This window comes from Ralstonia mannitolilytica, assembly GCF_905397375.1.
GTDB lineage: Bacteria > Pseudomonadota > Gammaproteobacteria > Burkholderiales > Burkholderiaceae > Ralstonia > Ralstonia mannitolilytica.
Genome location: NZ_CAJPVG010000008.1, coordinates 26,362 through 47,968, shown reverse-complemented (window position 1 = coordinate 47,968; position 21,607 = coordinate 26,362). Strand labels below are relative to the sequence as shown.

General features: G+C 68.0%; 21 protein-coding genes. 1 reads left to right on the top strand and 20 read right to left on the bottom strand.

Translation table 11 applies throughout. The features are described 5' to 3' along the window. Positions 1 to 18: 18 nt before the first annotated feature. From KHN96_RS15515 to KHN96_RS15505, 3 genes are all read right to left on the bottom strand, one after another. Positions 19 to 1,467, bottom strand: coding sequence for a DUF1254 domain-containing protein (locus tag KHN96_RS15515; RefSeq protein WP_062738703.1), 1,449 nt, complete (start codon positions 1,465 to 1,467; stop codon positions 19 to 21). A 197-nt stretch (positions 1,468 to 1,664) separates the two neighbouring features. Next, positions 1,665 to 2,648 (bottom strand): NAD(P)H-dependent flavin oxidoreductase, encoded by a 984-nt coding sequence (locus tag KHN96_RS15510; RefSeq protein ID WP_062738702.1) that lies wholly within the window; start codon positions 2,646 to 2,648, stop codon positions 1,665 to 1,667. A gap of 76 nt (positions 2,649 to 2,724) precedes the next feature. Continuing rightward, entirely contained in the window at positions 2,725 to 3,273 is a 549-nt protein-coding gene (locus tag KHN96_RS15505) for a type 1 glutamine amidotransferase domain-containing protein (protein ID WP_062738701.1), read from the bottom strand. Between the two features lie 127 nt (positions 3,274 to 3,400). Between KHN96_RS15505 and KHN96_RS15500 the strand changes: the two genes are divergently transcribed. Continuing rightward, positions 3,401 to 4,327, top strand: a complete 927-nt coding sequence (locus KHN96_RS15500; RefSeq protein ID WP_062738700.1) for an alpha/beta fold hydrolase — start codon at positions 3,401 to 3,403, stop codon at positions 4,325 to 4,327. A gap of 15 nt (positions 4,328 to 4,342) precedes the next feature. Here the strand turns inward: KHN96_RS15500 and KHN96_RS15495 are convergent, their stop codons facing one another. The 17 genes from KHN96_RS15495 to KHN96_RS15415 form a co-directional block, all read right to left on the bottom strand. Then, on the bottom strand, positions 4,343 to 5,026 hold the full coding sequence (locus KHN96_RS15495) for a Fe2+-dependent dioxygenase (RefSeq protein ID WP_062738699.1): 684 nt from the start codon (positions 5,024 to 5,026) through the stop codon (positions 4,343 to 4,345). Next, the gene (locus KHN96_RS15490) at positions 5,017 to 5,766 is read right to left on the bottom strand and encodes a tetratricopeptide repeat protein (protein ID WP_062738698.1); all 750 of its coding nucleotides are present in this window, start codon (positions 5,764 to 5,766) and stop codon (positions 5,017 to 5,019) included. The genes KHN96_RS15495 and KHN96_RS15490 overlap by 10 nt, the downstream gene beginning before the upstream one ends. Next, positions 5,766 to 8,045, bottom strand: coding sequence for a TonB-dependent receptor (locus tag KHN96_RS15485; RefSeq protein ID WP_062738697.1), 2,280 nt, complete (start codon positions 8,043 to 8,045; stop codon positions 5,766 to 5,768). Before KHN96_RS15485 ends, KHN96_RS15490 begins: the two co-directional genes overlap by 1 nt. A gap of 179 nt (positions 8,046 to 8,224) precedes the next feature. After that, positions 8,225 to 9,172, bottom strand: coding sequence for an MBL fold metallo-hydrolase (locus KHN96_RS15480; protein ID WP_062738696.1), 948 nt, complete (start codon positions 9,170 to 9,172; stop codon positions 8,225 to 8,227). A 1-nt stretch (position 9,173) separates the two neighbouring features. After that, positions 9,174 to 9,440 (bottom strand): DUF1289 domain-containing protein, encoded by a 267-nt coding sequence (locus KHN96_RS15475; RefSeq protein ID WP_045785599.1) that lies wholly within the window; start codon positions 9,438 to 9,440, stop codon positions 9,174 to 9,176. Between the two features lie 8 nt (positions 9,441 to 9,448). Next, entirely contained in the window at positions 9,449 to 9,949 is a 501-nt protein-coding gene (locus tag KHN96_RS15470) for a YbaK/EbsC family protein (protein ID WP_062738695.1), read from the bottom strand. A gap of 22 nt (positions 9,950 to 9,971) precedes the next feature. Further along, positions 9,972 to 10,901: a hydroxymethylglutaryl-CoA lyase gene (locus KHN96_RS15465; protein ID WP_062738694.1), complete on the bottom strand. Its 930-nt coding sequence runs from the start codon at positions 10,899 to 10,901 to the stop codon at positions 9,972 to 9,974. Between the two features lies 1 nt (position 10,902). Continuing rightward, entirely contained in the window at positions 10,903 to 11,844 is a 942-nt protein-coding gene (locus KHN96_RS15460) for a 2-hydroxyacid dehydrogenase (RefSeq protein WP_062738693.1), read from the bottom strand. A gap of 84 nt (positions 11,845 to 11,928) precedes the next feature. Further along, entirely contained in the window at positions 11,929 to 13,953 is a 2,025-nt protein-coding gene (locus KHN96_RS15455; RefSeq protein WP_062738692.1) for an acetyl/propionyl/methylcrotonyl-CoA carboxylase subunit alpha, read from the bottom strand. A 125-nt stretch (positions 13,954 to 14,078) separates the two neighbouring features. Beyond that, positions 14,079 to 15,161, bottom strand: coding sequence for a biotin synthase BioB (gene bioB / locus KHN96_RS15450; protein ID WP_062738691.1), 1,083 nt, complete (start codon positions 15,159 to 15,161; stop codon positions 14,079 to 14,081). Between the two features lie 43 nt (positions 15,162 to 15,204). Continuing rightward, positions 15,205 to 15,999: an enoyl-CoA hydratase/isomerase family protein gene (locus KHN96_RS15445; protein WP_062738690.1), complete on the bottom strand. Its 795-nt coding sequence runs from the start codon at positions 15,997 to 15,999 to the stop codon at positions 15,205 to 15,207. Continuing rightward, entirely contained in the window at positions 15,996 to 16,940 is a 945-nt protein-coding gene (locus KHN96_RS15440) for a dienelactone hydrolase family protein (protein ID WP_045785606.1), read from the bottom strand. The genes KHN96_RS15445 and KHN96_RS15440 overlap by 4 nt, the downstream gene beginning before the upstream one ends. A 29-nt stretch (positions 16,941 to 16,969) precedes the next feature. After that, positions 16,970 to 18,577 carry a carboxyl transferase domain-containing protein gene (locus KHN96_RS15435; RefSeq protein ID WP_062738689.1) on the bottom strand — a complete coding sequence of 536 codons (1,608 nt, stop codon included), beginning with the start codon at positions 18,575 to 18,577 and terminating at the stop codon, positions 16,970 to 16,972. A 16-nt stretch (positions 18,578 to 18,593) separates the two neighbouring features. Further along, a complete protein-coding gene (locus KHN96_RS15430; protein ID WP_062738719.1) occupies positions 18,594 to 19,019 on the bottom strand; it encodes a YchJ family protein in 426 nt (141 codons plus the stop codon). A gap of 14 nt (positions 19,020 to 19,033) precedes the next feature. Then, on the bottom strand, positions 19,034 to 19,723 hold the full coding sequence (locus KHN96_RS15425) for an HAD family hydrolase (protein WP_045785608.1): 690 nt from the start codon (positions 19,721 to 19,723) through the stop codon (positions 19,034 to 19,036). Between the two features lie 28 nt (positions 19,724 to 19,751). Further along, entirely contained in the window at positions 19,752 to 20,882 is a 1,131-nt protein-coding gene (locus KHN96_RS15420) for an acyl-CoA dehydrogenase family protein (protein ID WP_062738688.1), read from the bottom strand. A 10-nt stretch (positions 20,883 to 20,892) separates the two neighbouring features. Then, positions 20,893 to 21,606 carry an SDR family oxidoreductase gene (locus KHN96_RS15415; RefSeq protein WP_062738687.1) on the bottom strand — a complete coding sequence of 238 codons (714 nt, stop codon included), beginning with the start codon at positions 21,604 to 21,606 and terminating at the stop codon, positions 20,893 to 20,895. Between the last annotated feature and the right edge of the window lies 1 nt (position 21,607).

Genomic DNA, 21,607 nt, shown 5'->3' with positions numbered 1-21,607 from the left:
CCCGATGGGGCGGTACCGCTATTGCGGCGCCGGATCGCGTCGCTGGACGGCCGGCGGCACCCATGTTGCGTCGAGTGCTTCTTCCTTGGGCCACGTCAGCTGCATGCGCAGCAGGAACGGCCCGGTGGGCGGCGGCAGCCAGTTGCTGCGCATGCCGCTGGGCGGGGTGCGCTGGATCAGGATGTCGAGCGAGCCGTCGCGGTTCAGCCGCGGGCGGTCCGCCTCGCTCAGCACGTTGTGCAGGCTCGAGCGGTCTGCGGTGCGAGGCGGCTGCTGCACGGCGGCCAGCGCCCAGCCGGCGTTTTCGGGCGGCAGCTGGCCCCGGTCGAAATGCACGACGTAGCGGTGCGTGCTGTCCAGGGGCATGCCGTTCGCATCCGTCCTGGCGGTGGCGATGAGCATGTCTTCGGGCAGGTCGGTGCCGCCGCCATCCCAGGCGACGATGGCGCGCTGCGCATAGTCCAGCCCGTAGGCGCCGACCATGCGAGGGATGAACCAGCCGTTCTGCGTGACCGGCGGCTGCCTGGCGGCAAGCGCCAGGGTGTCCCGCGCGGCGGCCACGCCTGCGTCCATGACCTTCAGGGTGGCCGTGTTCACGGCCTTGGCGTCAAACGGGGCGCCGGGCACGATCCCGAGCTCGCGCAGCGACTGCACCATCGTCGAGTCGGCTGTATGCGGCGGATTCGTCCTGAGCAACTCGGCAAAGCGGGTGAAATAGCTGTTGGCATCGAGCGCGGTCACGCGGCGGCGGGCGGCATCGAGGCTCGCGTCGATGTCGGTGGCCTTGTCCGCACGGACCTTGCCGGCCGCCTCGCGGGCCGCCGGCTTGCCAAACGTCTCCAGCGGCATGACGCGGTAGCGGTCCTGCACGCGGCTGGCCGAGGCCATGTCGCGCTGGCCAAGCACCTGCGTGCGAGCGACGATCCACACCAGGCTGGTCGGCGCGGCAATCTGCTTGACCCCTGGCGGCAGCGTGCCTTCCCAGCCTGGCGGCGTGATCGCGTAGTGCGCGGCGCGTGCGCCGGAGGTGCGGTTGCCCAGCGATTCGAAGACATCCGTCCACGCGTCATGCAGCGAGACCCAGAGGTGGCGGCGGCCCGCGTCGGGCAGGCTCAGGATGACCGGCCCGGTGCGCAGGTCGACGAAGGCGCTGCTGGCGAGCACATCCACGCGCGGGCGCACGCCGGTGGGCAGCGCTTCGTCTTCCAGCGTGCGCTGATGCATGAAGGTGCCGGTGGGGGCGAGTGCCGACGTGGTCTGCAGCAGCGCATCCGTCATCATCAGCGGAAACGCGTAGACATAGGCGGAGCGCACGAGCGCTTCGTTCGGCTGCGGCAGGCGCTGTTCGATCGGTGCCGTGGTGGGCGCGTTCTGGGTGGAGCAGGCTGCCATGGCAAAGGCGGCCACGCTCAGCGCCACGGACGCCAGCTTGGTGAGCCGGCGCTCGCGCGCGGGGCAGTGCGTCATCGTGTTCTCCTTTGTCGTCGGCGCGCGCAACAGGAAACCAGACGCCTGTCGGACATCCCCCCCGGGATGCTTGCGCATACGAGCGCGCGGTCGTCGGTTTTGCGGCGCCGCATATTAAACCGTGAATCCTCGGACTGTAGGAGCGCTGCCCGCGCAAGTCAATTCAAGTGCTGCACGGCATTCATGCGTCGCTCAGCCTAGAGGCGCAGGTGCAGCGCAAGGCGCAGCCGGGCGGCGTCGTACTCGGCTTTCAGGCGGGCAACGATCTCCGCCGCCGGCTGCAGGTCGGCGATCTGGCCGACGCCCTGGCCGGCTCCCCAGATGTCTTTCCATGCCTTCGCCCGCGAGGTGCCGTCGCCGAAGTTCATGGCGGACTTGTCGGCCTGCGGCAGGGCGTTGGGGTCGAGGCCGGCGAGCTCGATGCTCTCGCGGATGTAGTTGCCGTGCACGCCGGTGAAGAGGTTCGTGTAGATGATGTCCGAGGCCGCGGCCCGCACGATGGCGCTCTTGTAGCTTTCGGCCGCATGCGCCTCCTGGCTCGCGATGAAGCGCGTGCCGATGTAGGCGAGGTCGGCGCCCATGGCCTGCGCGGCGAGGATGGCGTCGCCGGTGGCAATGGCGCCCGACAGCGCGATCGGCCCGTCAAAGATGCGCCGCACTTCGCCCACCAGCGCGAACGGCGACAGCGTGCCGGCATGCCCGCCCGCGCCCGCAGCCACCAGGATCAGGCCATCCACGCCGGCTTCGAGCGCCTTTTCGGCGTGGCGCAGGTTGATCACGTCATGCAGCACGATGCCGCCGTAGCCATGCACGGCATCGAGGATCTCCTTGACGGGCGCACGCAGCGACGTGATGAAGATCGGCACCTTGTGCTTGACGCAGGTGGCCACGTCCTGCTCCAGCCGTGCGTTCGAGTGGTGCACGATCTGATTGACCGCAACCGGGCCCACCACCCGGTCCGGGTGCGCGGCGCCATAGGCGGCGAGCGCCTCGTTGATCTGCGTGAGCCAGTCGTCGAGCACCTCGGCCGGCCGCGCGTTGAGCGCCGGAAACGCGCCCACGATGCCGGCCTTGCACTGCGCCAGCACCAGCTCGGGGTAGCTGACGATGAACATCGGCGAGCCGATCACCGGCAGCGTGAGGTGCTGCAGCGCGAGCGGCAGATGCTTGGCGGCGGGCATGGCGCCTCCTGGCGGGGGAACGTCGTTCGATTATAGGAACGATCCCGCACCCTGCCTTGCGCGAGGCCGCATGCGCTCAAGCGTGGACCTGCTGCGCCAGCAGTTCGATGAAGGTGCGGTTGAAGGCCGGCAGGTCGTCGGGCTTGCGGCTGCTGACCCAGTTGCGGTCGGTGACCACTTCCTGGTCGACCCACGTGCCGCCGGCGTTGCGGATGTCGTCTTGCAGCGTGGGCCAGCTCGTCAGCGTGCGCCCGCGCACCAGCCCGGCCGAGACCAGCAGCCACGGCCCGTGGCAGATCACGGCGATCGGCTTTTGCTCGCGGTCGAACGCTTTTACAAAGGCCTGGGCCTCGGGCACGATGCGCAGCGCATCGGCGTTGACCACGCCGCCGGGCAGCACCAGCGCGTGGAAATCTTCCGGTTTGGCGACGTCGAGCGAGATGTCCACCTTGAAGGTGTCGCCCTTGTCCGCATGGTGCAGGCCCGTCACGCTGACCGGCTTGGGCGAGACGATGCTGACGATGGCGCCGGCCCCCTCCAGCGCCTGCCTGGGGCTGGCGAGCTCGGCCTGCTCGAACAGGTCATGGACGAGGATGGCGATGCGCAAGTCATGTAGCGGGGTCATGTCGAACTCCTGGTCGGGAAGACGGAGTGGACGAGGCCGCAACCGCCGTGCCCGGTCTGCGCTAGCATGCGGAGCGCACATCGCACTTCCAACAGCGCACACGCATCGCACCTGACCGGAGACCCGCATGACCGCACCGCTTTCCATCGACGCCGCCACCGCCGCGGCAGACGCCGCGCTGTTTCCCGGCTTTCGCCCGTTCCGCCAGGCGGTCAATGGCGTGGAGATCGCGGGGGTGATCGGCGGCAGCGGTCCGCCCCTGCTGTTGCTGCACGGTCACCCGCAAAGCCATGTGATCTGGCACAAGGTCGCGCAGGATCTGGCACGCGACTACACCGTCGTCGCCACCGACCTGCGCGGCTACGGCGCCTCGTCCAAGCCGGCCGGCAGCGCCCGGCACGTGGAGTACAGCAAGCGCACCATGGCGCAGGACCAGGTCGAGGTGATGCGCGCCCTGGGCTTCGGGCGCTTCCGGCTATGCGCGCATGATCGCGGTGCGCGCGTGGCGCATCGCCTGTGCGTCGACCACCCCGCGCACGTCGAGCGCGCCATGCTGCTCGACATCGCCCCGACGCTGGCGATGTACGAGAACACCGACATGGCGTTTGCCTCCGCCTACTGGCACTGGTTCTTCCTGATCCAGCCGACGCCGTTTCCCGAGACCCTCATCAACGCGACGCCCGATTTCTACATCAGCAAACTGATGGGGCTGCGCCACGCCGGGCTCCAGCCGTTCGCCCCCGAAGCGATGGCCACCTACGCCGCCGCCATGCGCGAGCCCGACTGCGTGCACGCCATGTGCGAGGACTACCGCGCCGCGGCCACCATCGACCTCGAACACGATCGCGCCGACCGCGATGCCGGCAAGCGCGTGCGCGTGCCGCTGCGTGTGCTGTGGGGCGAGCACGGCGTGATCCAGCGGTGCTTCCAGCCGCTCGGGCTGTGGAGCGCCGTGGCGGACGACGTGAGCGGCGGCACGGTGCCGTGCGGGCATTACGTGCCGGAGGAGGCACCCGAGGCCCTGCTCAAGGAGATGCGGGCATTTTTTGCATGAGCGCGACGGGACGGACTACGCCTCCGCCCACTCCCGCAAGAGGTTGTGATAGGTCCCCGTCAACGCAATGACGGACGGCTCTTCCTGCCCCAGCAGCGCCATCAGGCGTTGCAGCGCCGTATCCATCTGGAACAGCAGCGTGCGATGGGCATCGCTGCGCACCATGCTCTGCAGCCAGAAGAACGAGCACACCCGCGCGCCGCGCGTGACGGGCGTCACGCGGTGCAGGCTGCTGCTCGGGTAGAGCACCATGTCGCCGGCCGCGAGCTTGACGCGGTGTTCGCCGAAGGTGTCGTCGATGACGAGTTCACCGCCGTCGTAGTCCTCGGGCTCGGTCAGGAACAGCGTGCACGACAGGTCGCTGCGGACGCGGAAATCGGTGCCGCGCAGGTGGCGCACGGCGTTGTCGACATGGTTGCCGAACCTCTGGCCGCCCGCGTAGCGGTTGAACAGCGGCGGGAACACCTTCAGCGGCAGCGCGGCCGAGAAGAACAGCGTGTTGGCGGCCAGTGCATCCTGGATCAGCGTACCCGCCTCGCGCGCTGCGGGGGAGCCCTCCGGCAACTGTAGGTTGTGCTTGACCTGGCCCGACTGCGCTCCCGCGGTGACCTTGCCGTCCACCCATTGGGCGGCGTCGATGACGGCGCGGCACTGCGCGACCTGGTGCTTGGTGAGGACGGCCGGAATCTTCAGCAGCATGGTGATGTGGTTTCCAGCGCACCGGCCAGCGCACGCAGACGCGCATCGGGATGGCCGGCAAGAAAGTCATGCGCCTTCGCCAGGAAGGCCGGGGTGGCGGTGTGCGGAACGGCCTGCATCCAGTCGTGCGCTTCGTCGAGGCGGCCGGCCATGGCCAGCAGGCGGGCGGCGTTGAACTGGCCGCGGAAGTCGCCGCCTTCGGCCGCGCGCAGGTAACAGCGCAGGGCCATGGCCAGGTCCGCCTCGACTTCCCAGCCGTCTTCATAGAAGCCGCCGAGCACGTTGATCGACTTGGCATGCCCTTGCGCCGCAGCGGCCCGGAAGAGCGCGAATGCGTGCGCGCGGTCTGCCGGCACGCCACGTCCAAGCTGCAGGCTCGTGGCGTAGTTGTACTGGCCCCAGTCGAGGCCGGCCTCTGCCGCGCGGGCGTACCAATGCGTGGCGGTCTTGTCGCAGGCGGGGGTGCCCCAGCCGTGCTCGTAGCAGCGGCCGAGCATGTTGGCCGCCATGGCGTGGCCGGCCAGCGCGGCGGTCTTGAACCAGTACAGCGCTTCGGTGGCGTTGCGCTTGACGCCGCGCCCATCGAGCAGCCACTGGCCGTAGAGGGTCTGCGCCTCCGTATGGCCGCGCCGTGCGGCACCGGCAAGCCAGCGCGCGGCGCGGCCGGCGGGGCCGCTCAGCAGCGCGTGGATGGCATCGACCGCCGCATCGGCTGCGGTGCTTGCGGCATGTACCGCCATCAGTAGCGGATACCGAGCGTCAGGATGGCCGTGCGCCCCGGCGCCAGCGATGCATAGTGCGACGCATATGCCTGGTTGAAGTACACCTTGTCGAACACGTTCTGCACGTTCAGTTGCAGGGTGGTGTGCTTGTCGATGCGGTACGCGGCCATGGCGTCAAAGCGCCAGTAGGCCGGCACCCACTTCGGGCTGGCGGGGTTGGCGCTGCCCCATACCTTCGAGACGTAGTACGCGCCGCCGCCCAGCGTGAGTTTCGGCATCGGCTGATACGTCGTCCACAGGCTGAAGCTGTTCTTTGGCGTGTTGGGGAACGCGGTGCCGTTCGTCGCGCCAAACGCCGCGCCTGCGCCGCCGTTGTTGCGCAGTTCGCTCTTGAGGAACGTGTAGCCCCCGAAAACCTGCCACTGGCTGGTCAGCGCGCCCGACCAGCCGAGCTCGAAGCCATCGACGCGCTTGTTGCCGGCCATGGCGGCGGTGCCGTCCTGCTGCACGATGCGGGCGTTGGTGGTCTCGATCCGGAACACCGCGGCCGTCAGCGCGAGCTTGTTGTCGAGCACGTTCCACTTGGTGCCGAGCTCGTAGGCGCGATTCTTCTCGGGGGCCAGCACGTCGCCGCGATTGCCCGAGCGGTCCGGCGTGAGTGCGCTGGTATCGGCGCCCTGGCCCGCCACCGAGCCCGACGGCGTGGAAGACGTGCCGTATGCGAGATAGATGCTGCCGTTCTGCGCCGGCTTGAAGACGAGGCCGAGCTGATAGTTCAGCAGGTTGTCGTCGCGCGAGAAGCTGGAGCGCACGCCCTGCGCATTGGCCGACGTGGTCGCCGATGCCGAATAGCGGTCAAAACGCACGCCGCCGTTGACCTGCCAGCGCGGCGACAGCTCGATGGTGTCGAACACGTACGCCGATTGCGTGCGCACGGTCGTCTCGGCCGGGTTGTTGCTGAGCGTGATGCTGCCCGCCCACGGGTCGTTGGGATTGGGGGTGAACAGGCTCGTGCAGTTGTAGCCGCCTGCCGCACCCGTGCCGCTCGGGCACCGGTTGCTGCCGGTGGCAACGGTGTAGGTGTCATTGCGGCTGCGCTCGCGCGAGAACTCCAGGCCGGCCGCATAGCTGTGCTTGAGGCTGCCGGTCTGGAACCTGCCCGTCGCCTCGGTCTGGTTGGCGGCGGTATTGGCGACGGCGTAGCGCGAGTTGGTGCGGCGCCAGACCATGCCGTAGTAGATGTTGCCCTGGCTGTCGTCGGGCTGCGTCCAGATATAGTCCTGGCTGGTGCGGGCGATGCGCGTGGTGTTGCGCAGCTTCAGCGCGCTGGACACATCGTGCTCCAGCGTGAAGGTGCCCATGTCGACGCGGTCGCGGCGGAAGTCGCGGCCCAGGCCGTAGTAGACGTTGCGATCGACGTTCACCGGCGCGCCATCGCCGGGGCCGAACAGCTGCGGGCGGCCATCGGTGCGGCGGTTGAAGTTGCCGTTGTTGTAGGGGATGCCGGTGTCGGGCGTGTCGTTCGACTGCAGGTGGTAGTACGACAGCGTCGCGCGCGTGGGCGTGCCCAGCCCGAAGGCGATGGACGGTGCGATGCCCCATCGGCTGAAGCTCGTGACATCGCGGCCGGCCACGCCGGCATCGTGGTACATGCCATTGATGCGCAAGGCGGCGTGATCGCCGATCTGGTAGTTGCCGTCCGCCGTGGCGCGCTTGTACGTCGCGTTGCCGACTGACACCGTACCCTCGGTGAACGTCTCCAGCTTGGGCGCCTTCGAGACGATGTTGATCGCGCCGCCCGCCGAGCCGCGCCCTTCATACGCGCCCGACGGCCCCTTGATGACTTCCACCGATTCCACGTTGAACAGCTCGCGCGACTGCGCACCGATGTCGCGCAGCCCGTCGAGGAAGGTGCTCGCCTGGGCGTCATAGCCGCGGATGAACGGGCGGTCGCCCACCGGGTTGCCGCCTTCGCCCGCGCCAAACGCAATGCCCGGCACCGTGCGCAGCGCCTCGGTGAGGGTGACGGATCCGCTGTCCTGCAGCACCTCGGCCGGAATGACGGTGACCGACTTGGGCGTGTCGAGCAGCGGAGCGGTGAACTTGCCGGTCGACGCTTCGTCGGTCTTGAAGCCGCTGCTGCCGGTGACGGTCTGCTCGGGCAGCGTGGCCGTGACGTGAGGCTTGTCGGTGTCCGCCATGGCCGGCGCGGAGGCCACGGCAAAGCTCATCGCCCCCGTGAGGTAGCCGACCACCGAGTGTTCGGTGCGCTTGCGTTCCGTCTGTGCTGCTTGCATGGCGTGATGCCGCTCCCTTGAGAGATCCAATGATCTGATGAATGCAAATGAGAATTGTTATTGTTTACATGTGAGGGAGTCAACGCAAAAACTGGCGATTGCCTTACGTTGACAAAAAATATCGAATGGGGTCAGGCGCTTACCGGCATGGGCCGGCCGCGTGGCGGCGACGTGCCGTCTCAGTCGCGGTTGTGAAGGCGGCCGTATTCGATCGTGGCGGCCCCGGCCTTGACCAGCCCGGCGACGGCCGCGTCGAGCATCTCGGCGAGCGACGTCGTGGGAAAGAAGCGTGCCTGAAGGCGCGGCATCAGCGTGGTCTGCGCAAACCACGCGGCCAGTGTCTCGTGCGTGAGGGCCTGCTGCTCCAGCAGCTTGAACTTCACCAGCACCCGGATGGCGTGCAGGGCGTTGCGCTCAGGGTCGGCGCGCAGATACGCGAGCCGGCTGAACGCAGCATCGATGGCGGCGCTGACGCCGGTGAACGGGCGACCGTGCCCCGGCACCACCACGCGCGCGTCGAGCCGGGCGATGCGCTCCAGAATGGCCTGCTGCTCGGCAAAGCCGCTCTCGCCCTCCAGCTCGGGAAAGATCACGCCAAAGCCGCGCTCCCACAGCGCATCGGCGGAGACGAGCACGCGCGTCTCGGGGCTGTAGACGATGACGGCATTCGGATCGTGTCCTGGCGCGCCGATGACCTGCCAGTCGAAGCCCCCGAGGCGCAACGTCATGCCGTCTGCGAGGCCGGCCCCCGCTTCGGGCAGCGCAAAGCGCGCGCACTGCTGGCCGGTGGGCGCGTAGCTGAGGGCGGTGGTGTCCCAGCGGCGCACGTCGTCGACTTGCGCGGCAGGCACGCGGGTGTGGCAGCCGTACAGCGCCTGCAGCGCCGCGTTGCCGCCGCAGTGGTCGGAATGCAGGTGCGTATTCAGCAGGCGGCGCAGCGGCTTGCCTTGCAGCGCGTGCTGGACCAGCGCGGTGGTCTGCGGCGCGTGGGTGACGTAGCCGGAGTCGATCAGCGCGCAGCCGCCGTGTGCATCGTCATCGAAAAAGAGAATGTTGTTGGACGACAGCCAGCCGCGCTCGAACACGCGCATCGACGCTGGCAAGGCGACGACGTCGTGCTCGGCCATGTCAGCCGCCAGACGTGTCGTTGAGCCATGCGCAGGCGCGCTCGGGCAGGGTCTGCCACACGGCCAGGCGTGCCGCGTCGGTCATGGTCGACCACGCGGCGATCTCGTCGAGGGTGCGCATGCAGCCGACGCACAGGCCGCGTGCTTCGTCCATCTTGCACACGCTGATGCACGGCGACGCCACCGGCTGCGTGCGCTCGGCCTGCACACGGCTGTTGCGCAGCTTGCCCAGGGCAAGCTTGAGTTGCGCGCGCGTGCAGGCATCCATGGCGTGGGTCAATCGCGCAGGGCGATGTCGGCGACGGGCGCGCCGGTCATGGCTTGCAGCTCGGCGGGCGTGAGGTTGAACACCGCATGCGGGTGGCCGGCGGCGGCCCACACGCTGTCGTACTGGAACAGGTCGCGATCGAGCAGCATGATGGGCTTGACCGCATGGCCGACGGGGCACACGCCGCCGATGGCGTAGCCGGTCTTCTCGCGCACGAACTTGGCATCGGCCTTGGCCAGCGCGCCGACGTGCGCCGAAACCTTGGCTTCGTCGACGCGATTGGTGCCGCTGGCGATCACCAGCACGGGCGCATCGTCTTCGGCGCGGCGGAAGATGATCGACTTGGCGATCTCCGCCACCGAGCAGCCGAGGCCGGCCGCGGCTTCGGCAGACGTCTTGCCGGTGGCAGGCAGCATCAAGATGTCTTTCTCATAGCCGAGCGCACGCAGGTGGTCAGCCACGCGCTGGGCGGATTCGGGCAGGGGGGCGTTCGTATCGGTAGCAGTCATCGTCGTTGTTCTTCGTCCGTCGTCAGATGCAGGCCTGCGCGACCTGGTCCTGCAGCTTGAGCAGCAGCGCGCGTCCGGCGCGTGAAGCCGTCGGGCGGCCGATGGCCTGCGAGATGAAGTCACCCGCCAGCACCACCTTGTCGAGGTCGATGCCGGTGCGGATGCCCAGGCCGTGCAGCAGGTACAGCACGTCTTCGGTGGCGACGTTGCCGGTCGCGCCCTTGGCGTACGGGCAGCCGCCCAGCCCCGCCACCGAGGCGTGGAAGATCGCGATGCCGACTTCCAGGCTGGCGAGGATGTTGGCCAGCGCCTGGCCGTACGTGTCGTGGAAATGGCCCGAGAGGCGGTCGATCGGGAACGTCGCCGCGGCGGCTTCCATCACGGTTTTCACCTGCCCGGCCGTGCCCACGCCGATGGTGTCGGCAATGTCGATCTCGTCGCAGCCGAGGTCGGCCATGCGCTGGATCACATCCACCACCGCCGACACCGGCACCTCGCCCTGATAGGGGCACCCGAGCGAGCACGAGATCGATCCGCGCACGCGAATGCCCGCATCCTTCGCGGCCTTGGCCACCGGCACGAACCGCTCGATCGATTCGGCAATCGAGCAGTTGATGTTCTTCTGCGAGAAGGCCTCGCTGGCCGCGCTGAAGATCACGACTTCATCCGCACCGGCGGCGGCAGCGGCCTCGAAGCCCTTCATGTTGGGCGTGAGCGCCGAATACAGCGTGCCCGGCCGGCGCTGGATGCGCGCCATCACATCGGCGCCGTCGGCCATCTGCGGCACCCACTTGGGCGACACGAACGACGCCGCTTCCACGTTGACGAAGCCGGCGTCGGACAGCCGGTTCACCAGTTCGACCTTGGTGTCGGCCGAGACCGGCGACTTCTCGTTCTGCAGACCGTCGCGCGGGCCAACTTCCACCACCTTCACAAAATGCGGGAGTGTCATCTCAATAACCTCGTTGCAGATCGACGATGCCGGCAATCGGTTCGCCGGCTTCCAGCGCGCGGATCTTGCCCGCGATCTGCGCAATGCTGATCTCGCGCAGCGTCAGCGCGGAAATGTGCGGCGTGATGTGGATGCGCGGTTCGGTCCAGAACGGGTGGTCGGCCGGCAGCGGCTCGGTGCGGAACACGTCGAGCGCGGCCCCGGCAATGTGGCCGCTGCGCACGGCGGCCAGCAGGTCGTCTTCCACCACATGCTTGCCGCGCGCCACGTTGACGAGGAACGCGCCCGGCGTGAGCTGCGCGAGCAGCGCGGCGTCGATCACGTTCTCGGTGTCGGCCGTCAGCGGCAGCACGTTCACCAGCACGCGCGTGCCGGACAGGAAGCCGGGCAGGGCATCGGCACCCGCGCGGCAGTCGATGCCGTCGATGTTCTTGGCCGACCGGCTCCAGCCGCGCACCGGAAAGCCGAAGCCGGCCAGCGTCCTGGCGATGTGCGTGCCGAGCACGCCCAGCCCCAGCACGCCGACAACGAATTCCTCGCGCCTGAACGGCTTGAGGAAACGCCACATCCGGGCCTGCTGCTGGCGCTCGTATTCATCGAGCCGACGGAAGAAGCGCAGCACGGCGTGCGCGACGTACTCGCTCATCTGCGCGGCCATGCCGGCGTCGTCCAGGCGCACGATCGGCAGCCCCTCGGGAATGGCATCCGGCGACTGCGCACGCAAGCCCAGAATGGCATCGACACCCGCGCCCAGGTTGAACACCGCACGCAGATCCCGGCGCCCGCGCAGCATCTCGGCGGGCGGCTGCCAGACGACGGCGTAGTCGGCGTCTGGCGTCGCGCCCGGCTCCCACACCGACAGCCGCGCTTCGGGCAGCGCCTGCGCAAAACCATCGAGCCAGGGTTGGGGCTTGCCGTCGGGCGTGTAGATCTGGATGTGCATGTGAGGCAACTTCGGGTCTGAGTTGACGTATACGTCAAGCAGTGTAGCAGGGGCCGCCATGCCGCGCGGCGGCCCGCAGTGGCGTCACTCGGCGGGTTTGAAGGCCAGCAACTGCACGCCCTCCGTCACCTGATCGCCCACGCCATACAGCACCGACTCGACCACGCCGTCGGCCGGCGCGGTCAATGTGTGCTCCATCTTCATGGCTTCCATGACGACCAGCGGCGCGCCCTTGGTGACGGTCTGCCCGGGCGCGGCCAGCACGGCGATGACCTTGCCCGGCATCGGCGCCGTGAGCTTGCCGCCTTCGTCATCGGCTTCGCCGGCATGGGCGAGCGGGTCGTGACGCTCGAGCGTCCAGTGCGCGCCGCCAGTGAAGACGTGGAAGGCATCGCCATCGGCGTGCACCTGGCCGGTCGCCTTGTGCGTGCCGAGCGTGACGGTGAAGGTCTCGGCATGGCGCTGCGTGGTGAAGGGCGCCTCATGCCCCTTCGTTTTCAGGCGCGTGCCGTCACGGCCGTAGACGAGCGTGGCGTCGATCGGCTGATCGCCGTGCGTGAAACGCAGCGTTCGCTCCGCCTCGCTATTCAGACGCCAGCCGCTGCCGCGCGCCCACGGCGAATGCGGGTCGCGCGTGTCGGTGCGCAGGCTGCGCGCCTCGCGGGCGAGCAACGCTGCCACCGCCAGCGCGATGGCGTCTTGCGGCACGTCCGCTGCGGCGGGGAACAGCGTGTCGTGATTGCGCGCGATCAGGCCGGTATCCAGATCGGCGGTCGCAAACGGCTTCGATGCAACAAGCCGGCGCAGGAACGCCACGTTGGACGACAGCCCCACCAGGTGGAAGCTGCCCAGCGCCTGCAGCATGCGCGCGAGCGCTTCGTCACGGTCGCGGCCCCAGACGATCAGCTTGGCGATCATCGGGTCGTAGTACGGGCTGATGGCGTCGCCCTCGCGCACACCCGCGTCGATGCGCACGGCGGCGGGTTCGCCATTGGCTTGCGCGCCCACGGTGAACTCAACCGCTGCCGGCGTGCGCAGCACCTTCAGCGTGCCGATCGAGGGCAGGAAATCCCGGTCGGGGTTTTCAGCGTAGATGCGCGCTTCGAGCGCGTGGCCGTGAATGTGCAGTTCGTCCTGCGTGCGCGGCAGCGGCTCGCCAGAGGCCACGCGCAATTGCCATTCGACGAGGTCTTCGCCCGTGATCATTTCGGTGACCGGGTGCTCGACCTGCAGGCGCGTGTTCATCTCCATGAAGTAGAACGTGCCGTCTTCGTCGACGATGAACTCGACCGTGCCGGCGCCCACGTAGCCCACGGCGCGCGCGGCGGCCACGGCGGCTTCGCCCATCGCGCGGCGACGCTCCAGCGTCATGCCCGGGGCCGGGGCTTCTTCCAGCACCTTCTGGTGGCGGCGCTGCACCGAGCAATCGCGCTCGAACAGGTAGACGGCATTGCCGAGGCTGTCGGCGAAGACCTGGATTTCGATGTGGCGCGGGCGCGTGAGGTACTTCTCGATCAGCACGCGGTCATCGCCAAAGCTGGACGACGCCTCACGCTTGACTGAGGCCAGCGACGCTTCGAACGCGTCGCCCGATTCCACCACGCGCATGCCCTTGCCGCCGCCGCCGGCGCTTGCCTTGATGAGCACGGGATAGCCGATGCGATCGGCCTGCGTGCGCAGGAACGCGGCGTCCTGGTTGTCACCGTGGTAGCCCGGGACGAGCGGCACGCCTGCCGTTTCCATCAGCGCCTTGGCCGCGCTCTTGCTGCCCATCGCTTCGATGGCCGAGGCCGGCGGGCCGACGAAGATGATGCCGGCGTCTGCGCAGGCTTTGGCGAAGGCTTCGTTTTCCGACAGGAAGCCGTAGCCGGGATGGACGGCTTGCGCGCCCGTGGCGCGTGCGGCTTCGAGGATGCGGTCGGCGCGGAGGTAGCTGTCGCGGGCGGCGGGCTCACCGATGTGGATGGCTTCGTCGCAGGCCGCGACGTGGCGGGCGTTGGCGTCGGCATCGGAGTAGACCGCGACCGTGCGGATGCCGAGCTTGCGGCAGGTGGCGGCGACCCGGCAGGCGATTTCGCCTCGGTTGGCGATGAGGAGCTTGGTGATCATGGTGTTGTTACGTCTCCTGGTTTTGGTTTTGCACTTGTGGTGCATTCCTTGTTTCATCCCCTGCCGGGGCCGAAAGGGAGGCAGACCACCAACAAAAAACCAAGACCCACCCCCACAACAAAGCATCAGTCCGCCGGCGTAATGTCGATATGGCAATGCGACGAATGCGAGTGCGAAGCATCAGCGCTTTGATGCAGATGATCCTGCACCTCCACCCGCATCCCCAACCGCGCCAGCAGCTTCCGATCCGCATCGGCCTCCGGGTTATCCGTCGTCAGCAGCTTCTCGCCATAGAAGATCGAGTTGGCGCCCGCCATGAAGCACAGCGCCTGCAGCGCATCGTCCATCGCCTCGCGGCCAGCGGAGAGTCGCACCATCGCCTTGGGCATCGTGATGCGCGCCACGGCAATCGTGCGCACGAAATCAAACGGGTCCAGTTCTTCGTTGCCCGCCAGCGGCGTGCCTTCCACCTTCACCAGGTTGTTGATGGGCACCGAGTCCGGATACGGCTCCATGTTCGCCAGTTCGGCAATCAGGCCCGCGCGCTCGTGCACCGATTCCCCCAGCCCGACGATGCCGCCGCAGCACACGTTGATGCCCGCTTCGCGCACGTGTTCGAGCGTGTCGAGCCGGTCCTGATACGTGCGCGTGGTGATGATCTCGCCATAGAACTCGGGCGCGGTATCGAGGTTGTGGTTGTAGTAGTCCAGGCCCGCTTCCTTCAACTGCACGGCCTGTTCCTGCTTCAGCATGCCGAGCGTCACGCAAGTCTCCAGCCCCATCGCCTTCACGCCGCGCACCATCTCAGCCACGGCGTCGAGCTGATGCGGTTTCGGGTTGCGCCACGCGGCGCCCATGCAGAAGCGGCTGGCGCCGTTCTGCTTGGCCCGTGCGGCGGCTTCGAGCACCGCGTCGACCGGCATCAGCTTTTCAGCCTCGACCCCGGTGTCGTAGCGCGCCGATTGCGGGCAGTACGAACAGTCTTCGGGGCAGCCGCCGGTCTTGATGGACAGCAGCGTCGACAGCTGAACCGCATTCGCATCAAAGTTGGCGCGGTGCACCTGCTGCGCCTGGAACAGCAGGTCGTTGAACGGCAGGGCGAACAGCGCTTCGATGGCTTCGCGGCTCCAGCGGGCGTTGGGATTCTGCCCGGGCGTGGGCGGCACCTTGGCGGCGTTCGGCACGAAGTTCAGTGGAGTGGATTGCATGAGGACTTCCTTCAAGTGATGCGTGGTTTCGTTGTTATGCGGGTCAGGCCGGCAGCAGCCAGTTCGGCTTGCGCTTGCCCAGGAAACTCTGCACGCCTTCGCGGCCTTCTTCCGAGGCGCGGATGGCGGCGATGCGCTCGGCGGTATCCGCCAGCAAGGCGTCGTTGACGGCGGCGCCAGCCACCTCACGCACCAGGCGCTTGCTCTCGCGAACGGCATTCGGGCTGTTGGCGACGAGCGCGGCTGTAATGTCGCCCACCTTGGCGTCGAGCGCGTCTGCGCTCACCAGCTCATGCACCAGGCCCAGGCGATGCGCCTGCGCGGCGGAGAAACGCTCGGCGGTGATGAAGTAGCGGCGCGATGCCTGCTCACCCAGCGCGCGGATCACGTATGGGCTGATGGTGGCCGGGATCAACCCGAGCTTTGCTTCCGACAGGCAGAAGTTGGCCGTGTCGACGGCGACGACGATGTCGCACGCGGCGACCAGCCCGACGCCGCCGGCGTACGTGTCGCCCTGCACGCGCGCGATCACGGGCTTGGGGCAGGTGTAGATGGCGCGCAGCATTTCGGCCAGGCGCAGGGCGTCGGCGCGGTTCTCGTCATCGGAGTAGCCGGCCATCTTCTTCATCCAGTTGAGGTCGGCGCCCGCGCAGAAGGCGGGCCCGTTGCCGGCCAGGACGATGGCGCGCACGCTGGGCTCATCGGCCAGCGCGCGGAACGCACCGGTCAGCTCGGCGATGACGGTCTCGTTGAAGGCGTTGCGCAAGTCAGGCCGATTCAGCGTGAGTGTGGCGACGGCGCCGTTCTGTGCGAAGGCGAGGGTCTCGAAAGTGTTCATTCCGGGTCCTTGTTGGTGTCGGACTTGGGGTCGTCTGCGCCGGAGGCCTCTGCGGCTGTGGGGCTGGCTGGGCCGACCGGACCGACAGGGCCTGCGGGCAAGCCAAGTTCGCGCAGGAAGGCGTCGACCTGCGGTAGCCAGATGCTCAACCCCGCGTGGCTGGCAAACATGCCGTGCGAGTCGCCCCTGAAGGTGCCGAAATCCACCAGCCGGCCTTTGCCGCCCGCACTCGTGTAGGCCGCGAACATCTTCTCGGGCATCGGCTTGGGCCAGTAGCTGTCGTTGTCGCCGTAGAACCAGAGCGACGGGTAGCGTGACTGGCGGCCGTACGTTTCAAAGGCGCGCACGAGATTGCTTTCCCAATCGACGCAGGTGTCGTTGCGCAGGCCACCGGCAAAGTTAACCAGCCCGCGCACGCCGGGGTAGGCGATGGTGCCGAAGGCCAGCGTGGTCAAACCGCCGTGCGACTGGCCCATGACGACGATGCGGTTGCGGTCCACGTACGGCTGCGCGGTCATGTAGTCGAGCGCGGCCACCACGTCTTCTGCCTGGATGATGCCGTTGGCTTCCACGTTGCAGCCGCTGCCGATATACGCGCCGCCGGATTTGGAAAACCCCTGCCGCATCGGGATGGCCACCACGTAGCCGCGCGCGACCAGCGCCGCCGCCTGCTCGCTGTAACGGGCACGCGATTGGAATGCCGCCTTGCCGCGCGCCTTGCCGTGATTGAGCACGATGAGCGGGAAGGGCCCGTCGCCGGCGGGCTTGTAGATCGTGGTTTCCAGCTTGATGGTGAAGATGCCCGCAGACTTGGGCACATCCACCACCGTTTCGGTCATGCCGGGCGGGAGGGGTTCACTGGCGTGCGCGGCTGTGAGCAATAGCGCGCAGCCAACGGCTGCCCAGGCGCTGCGCCACGTTCGCGCGGTGTTGCTATTCACTGCAGATCCCTGTTCGATGGGCGGTCCGCTTACATGCGGAACACGCCGAAGTTCATGTCGCCGATCGGTGCATTCAGGCTTGCCGACAGGCCCAGGCCCAGCACATTGCGCGTGTCGGCCGGGTCGATGACGCCGTCGTCCCACAGGCGCGCGCTGGCGTAGTAAGGATGGCCCTGGCGCTCGTATTGCTCGCGGATCGGCGCCTTGAAGGCGGCTTCTTCCTCGGCGCTCCACTGGCCGCCCTTGGCCTCGATGCCGTCGCGACGCACGGTGGCGAGCACGCTGGCCGCCTGCTCCCCGCCCATCACCGAGATGCGCGCGTTCGGCCACATCCACAGGAAGCGCGGCGAATAGGCGCGGCCGCACATGCCGTAGTTGCCCGCGCCAAACGAGCCGCCGATGATGACCGTGAACTTCGGCACCTGCGCCGTCGCCACCGCCGTCACCATTTTCGCGCCGTTCTTGGCGATGCCTTCGTTCTCATACTTGCGGCCGACCATGAAGCCGGTGATGTTCTGCAGGAACACCAGCGGGATCTTGCGCTGGCAGCACAGCTCGATGAAGTGCGCGCCCTTGAGCGCCGCCTCCGAAAACAGGATGCCGTTGTTGGCGATGATGCCCACCGGGTAACCCCAGATGCGCGCAAAGCCGCAGACCAGCGTCGTGCCGTAGCGCGCCTTGAATTCGTCAAAGGCGGAATCGTCGACGATGCGGGCGATGACTTCGCGCACGTCGAACGGCTTGCGCGTGTCGGTCGGGATCACGCCGTACAGCTCTTCGGCGGGATAGCGCGGCTCGATGGGCGCATGCACCTGCACCTGCTCGGGCTTGCGGCGGTTCAGGTGCGCGACGATGCTGCGGGCCTGCGCCAGCGCGTGCGAGTCGTTGTTGGCGAAGTAATCCGCCACGCCGGACAGGCGCGTGTGCACATCAGCGCCGCCCAGGTCCTCGGCGCTCACCACTTCGCCGGTGGCGGCCTTCACCAGCGGCGGGCCCGCCAGGAAGATCGTGCCCTGTTCCTTGACGATGATCGACTCGTCGCTCATGGCCGGCACATAGGCGCCGCCCGCCGTGCACGAGCCCATCACCACCGCGATCTGCGGAATGCCCTTGGCCGACAGATTGGCCTGGTTGTAGAAGATGCGGCCGAAGTGGTCGCGGTCGGGAAACACGTCGTCCTGGTTCGGCAGGTTGGCGCCGCCCGAATCGACCAGATAGATGCAGGGCAGGTGGTTCTGCTCGGCGATCTCCTGCGCGCGCAGGTGCTTCTTCACCGTCATCGGGTAATACGTGCCCCCCTTGACCGTGGCGTCGTTGCAGACGATGACGCATTCCTGCCCCGAGATGCGGCCGATGCCGGTGATGATGCCGGCGCCCGGTGCCGCATCGTCGTACATGCCGTACGCCGCCAGTTGCGACAACTCCAGGAACGGCGTGCCGGGGTCGAGCAGTTGCTGCACGCGGTCGCGCGGCAGCAGCTTGCCGCGGGCGAGGTGCTTGGCGCGGGCCTCTTCGCCGCCGCCCTGGGCGATGCGGGCCACCTTGTCGCGCAGGTCGGCGACGAGCGCGCGCATGGCATCGGCGTTGGTCTTGAAGTCTTCGGCGCGGGGGTTCAGCTTGGTTTCGAGCGTCGGCATGGCAGAAGTGCGAGGTTCAGTCAGAGAAGGTGCCGTCGACGTACAGCCAACGGCCCTCGGGGGATTCGGCGCCGCTGGCGTCCAGGCGGACGAAGCGGCTGGTTTCATGCAGGCGATGCGCGCGGCCGCCCACCTTGTAGCGCGCGACGAACTCGACCGTCGCGTGCGTGGCGTCCAGCGGCGTGTGGCGCTTCACGTCCAGGCCCAGCCAGCGCGTGGGGGCGGCGTCGGCCTCCGTCGCCTCGAGATCGGCGGGGCAGGTGGACGGATGCCACGTGCGCCGCAGGTACGCCGTATCGCCCAGCACATAAGCGCTGTAGCGCGAGCGCATGAGCTGTTCGGCGGTGGCCGGCAGCGCTTCGCCCGCGTGGAACGGGCCGCAGCAGCGCGCGTAGGTACCGTTGCCGCACGGGCAGGCGTCGCTCGTGCCGAGGCGGGCGATCGGCTTGGCAGGGCTCACGCCAGCAGCTCCGGAAGTTGGCGCATGTCGGTGAACGTGCGCGAAGCACCGGCGGCCACCAGCGGCCCAGGTGCGTTGCGGCCGGCGTAGGCCAGCACCGTCATGCCCGCAGCGTGCCCAGCGGTCACGCCCGTCGGGCTGTCTTCAATGACGACGCAGCGCGCGGGCGCAACGCCCAGCTTGCTCGCCGCGAGCAGGTACACGTCGGGTGCGGGCTTGCTGCGTGCGACTTCGGTGGCCGAAAAGATGCGCGCGTCCGTCGGCTGAAAGCGGTGGATCAGGCCCGTGCGATTGAGCTGCAGTTCAACCTTCATGCGGTCGGCGCCGGAGGCCACGGCCATCGGCAGGCCAAGACCGGACAGCGCCTCGATCGCATCGGCAATGTGCGGCACGGCCTCCACCTCGGCTTCGAGCAACGCGTTGCGGCGGGCATGGAATGTGGACAGCCAGTTCGGCGGCAGCGGCGCGCCGCGCATCTCGGCAATCGCATCGAGTTCTTCGCGGATGGCCTTGCCCAGGAAGCGCTTGATGGAATCTTCCAGGCTGATGTTGATGCCGAGCTCGGTCAGCATTTCCCAGATCAGGCGGTTGACGATGGGTTCGCTGTCGACCAGCACGCCGTCGCAATCGAAGAGGATCGCGTCAAAGCGCGGGTGAGCCGAGGTGGGTTGGGAGACTGCAGTCATGCCGAGTGGGTTGAGAGGTTCAGACCGCCTACGCCAGCGCGCGGGCGATCAGGATTTTCTGGATGTCGCTTGTGCCTTCGTAGATCTGGCACACGCGCACGTCGCGGTAGATGCGCTCCACCGGAAAGTCGCTGACGTAGCCGTAACCGCCGAAGACCTGGATGGCGTCGGAACAGACGCGCTCGGCCATCTCGCTGGCGTTGAGCTTGGCCATGGCGGCTTCCTTCAGGCAAGGCCGGCCGGCATCTTTCAGGCTGGCGGCGTGCCAGACCATCTGGCGTGCCACGTCGATGCGGGTGGCCATCTCGGCCAGGCGGAACTGCACGGCCTGGTGCGCAAACAGCGGCTGGCCGAAGCTCTCGCGCTCCTTGGCGTACGCCAGCGCGGCTTCAAAAGCCGCACGCGCCATGCCCACGCTCTGCGCGGCAATGCCGATGCGGCCGCCTTCCAGCCCGGACAGCGCCATCTTGTAGCCGGCGCCTTCTTCACCCAGCAGGCAATCGGCGGGGATGCGGCAATCTTCGAACACGATCTGCGCCGTGTCGGACGAGTGCTGGCCGAGCTTGTCCTCGAGCCGCGCGACGATGTAGCCCGGCGTGTTGGTCGGCACCAGGAACGCGCTGATGCCGCGCTTGCCTGCCGCCTTGTCGGTCACGGCCATGACGATCGCCACGTCGGCATGCTTGCCGCTGGTGATGAACTGCTTCACGCCGTTGAGCACCCAGTGGTCACCATCGCGTACGGCCGTGGTGCGCAGCGCCGACGCGTCGGAGCCGACGTGCGGCTCGGTCAGGCAGAACGCGCCGAGCATCTCGCCGCGCGCCAGCGGCACGAGCCACTGCTGCTTCTGCGCATCGTTCGCAAACGCCATCAGCATGCTGCACACGGGGCAGTTGTTCACGCTGATGACGGTGGAGGTGCCGCCGTCGCCCGCGGCAATCTCTTCCAGGATCAGCGCCAGCGACAGGTAGTCGAGCCCCGCACCGCCGAGCTCTTCCGGCACGGCCACGCCATAGGCGCCCAGCTCGCCGAGCTGGCGGTGCACGTCTTTCGGGAACGTCGCATCGCGGTCCCATGCGGCAGCGTGCGGGGTGATCGCCTCGCGCACGAAGGTGCGGATGGCGTCGCGAATCATCTCTTGCTCTTGGGTCAGCAGCATTGTTTCGGCCTCACCATGCAATGACGCTGCCGTCGTAGTTGCGGAACCCGCCGTTGTCGGCGCGCGTGGCGCCGGCAATCACGCGGCGGATGCCGGCCACGCTTTCCTGCGGCGTGATGGCCGCGCCTGCACCGCCCATGTCGGTCTGCACCCAGCCCGGGTGGAAGGTCAGGCACGTGGCGTTCCTGGCGTCGAGCGACACGGCGCGCAGCACGGCATTCACCGCGGCCTTGCTCGCGCGATACAGCCAGCCGCCGTTGCTCTCCATCTCGCCGATGCTGCCCATGCGGCTGGAGATGACGGCAAGCACGCCGCCGGCCTCATCCGCACCATTGCGTCCGGCTTCCACCATGGGCAGCACGGCTGGCAGCACGCTCATCGGGCCCCACACGTTGGTGTGCATCACGGCATCGAAATCCGCCTGGCTGACGGGCGTGGCGCGCTGCGTGCGCGGGCCGTAGATGCCCGCCACGTAGATCGCCACGTCCAGCGCTTCGCCGTCAAGCTTCCATGCAAGGCCCGCGACGGCGTTGGGGTCGGTGAGGTCGAGCACGTGCGTTTCCGCGCCCAATGCCTGCAGCGCCTGCGCGGCTTCCTGCGTGCGCACGGTGGCGATCACGCGCCAGCCGTCTGCGCGGTACTGCTTGACCGTTTCCAGGCCGATGCCGCGCGACGCGCCCAGGATGAGCGCGGTGCGCGTGCGGCGCGATGTTGCGTTCGTCATG

Coding starts and splice junctions, on each gene's coding strand:
- KHN96_RS15515 (WP_062738703.1), bottom strand. CDS start 1,467: ATGACGCACTGCCCCGCGCGCGAGCGCCGGCTCACCAAGCTGGCGTCC.
- KHN96_RS15510 (WP_062738702.1), bottom strand. CDS start 2,648: ATGCCCGCCGCCAAGCATCTGCCGCTCGCGCTGCAGCACCTCACGCTG.
- KHN96_RS15505 (WP_062738701.1), bottom strand. CDS start 3,273: ATGACCCCGCTACATGACTTGCGCATCGCCATCCTCGTCCATGACCTG.
- KHN96_RS15500 (WP_062738700.1), top strand. CDS start 3,401: ATGACCGCACCGCTTTCCATCGACGCCGCCACCGCCGCGGCAGACGCC.
- KHN96_RS15495 (WP_062738699.1), bottom strand. CDS start 5,026: ATGCTGCTGAAGATTCCGGCCGTCCTCACCAAGCACCAGGTCGCGCAG.
- KHN96_RS15490 (WP_062738698.1), bottom strand. CDS start 5,766: ATGGCGGTACATGCCGCAAGCACCGCAGCCGATGCGGCGGTCGATGCC.
- KHN96_RS15485 (WP_062738697.1), bottom strand. CDS start 8,045: ATGCAAGCAGCACAGACGGAACGCAAGCGCACCGAACACTCGGTGGTC.
- KHN96_RS15480 (WP_062738696.1), bottom strand. CDS start 9,172: ATGGCCGAGCACGACGTCGTCGCCTTGCCAGCGTCGATGCGCGTGTTC.
- KHN96_RS15475 (WP_045785599.1), bottom strand. CDS start 9,440: ATGGATGCCTGCACGCGCGCGCAACTCAAGCTTGCCCTGGGCAAGCTG.
- KHN96_RS15470 (WP_062738695.1), bottom strand. CDS start 9,949: ATGACTGCTACCGATACGAACGCCCCCCTGCCCGAATCCGCCCAGCGC.
- KHN96_RS15465 (WP_062738694.1), bottom strand. CDS start 10,901: ATGACACTCCCGCATTTTGTGAAGGTGGTGGAAGTTGGCCCGCGCGAC.
- KHN96_RS15460 (WP_062738693.1), bottom strand. CDS start 11,844: ATGCACATCCAGATCTACACGCCCGACGGCAAGCCCCAACCCTGGCTC.
- KHN96_RS15455 (WP_062738692.1), bottom strand. CDS start 13,953: ATGATCACCAAGCTCCTCATCGCCAACCGAGGCGAAATCGCCTGCCGG.
- bioB (WP_062738691.1), bottom strand. CDS start 15,161: ATGCAATCCACTCCACTGAACTTCGTGCCGAACGCCGCCAAGGTGCCG.
- KHN96_RS15445 (WP_062738690.1), bottom strand. CDS start 15,999: ATGAACACTTTCGAGACCCTCGCCTTCGCACAGAACGGCGCCGTCGCC.
- KHN96_RS15435 (WP_062738689.1), bottom strand. CDS start 18,577: ATGCCGACGCTCGAAACCAAGCTGAACCCCCGCGCCGAAGACTTCAAG.
- KHN96_RS15425 (WP_045785608.1), bottom strand. CDS start 19,723: ATGACTGCAGTCTCCCAACCCACCTCGGCTCACCCGCGCTTTGACGCG.
- KHN96_RS15420 (WP_062738688.1), bottom strand. CDS start 20,882: ATGCTGCTGACCCAAGAGCAAGAGATGATTCGCGACGCCATCCGCACC.
- KHN96_RS15415 (WP_062738687.1), bottom strand. CDS start 21,606: ATGACGAACGCAACATCGCGCCGCACGCGCACCGCGCTCATCCTGGGC.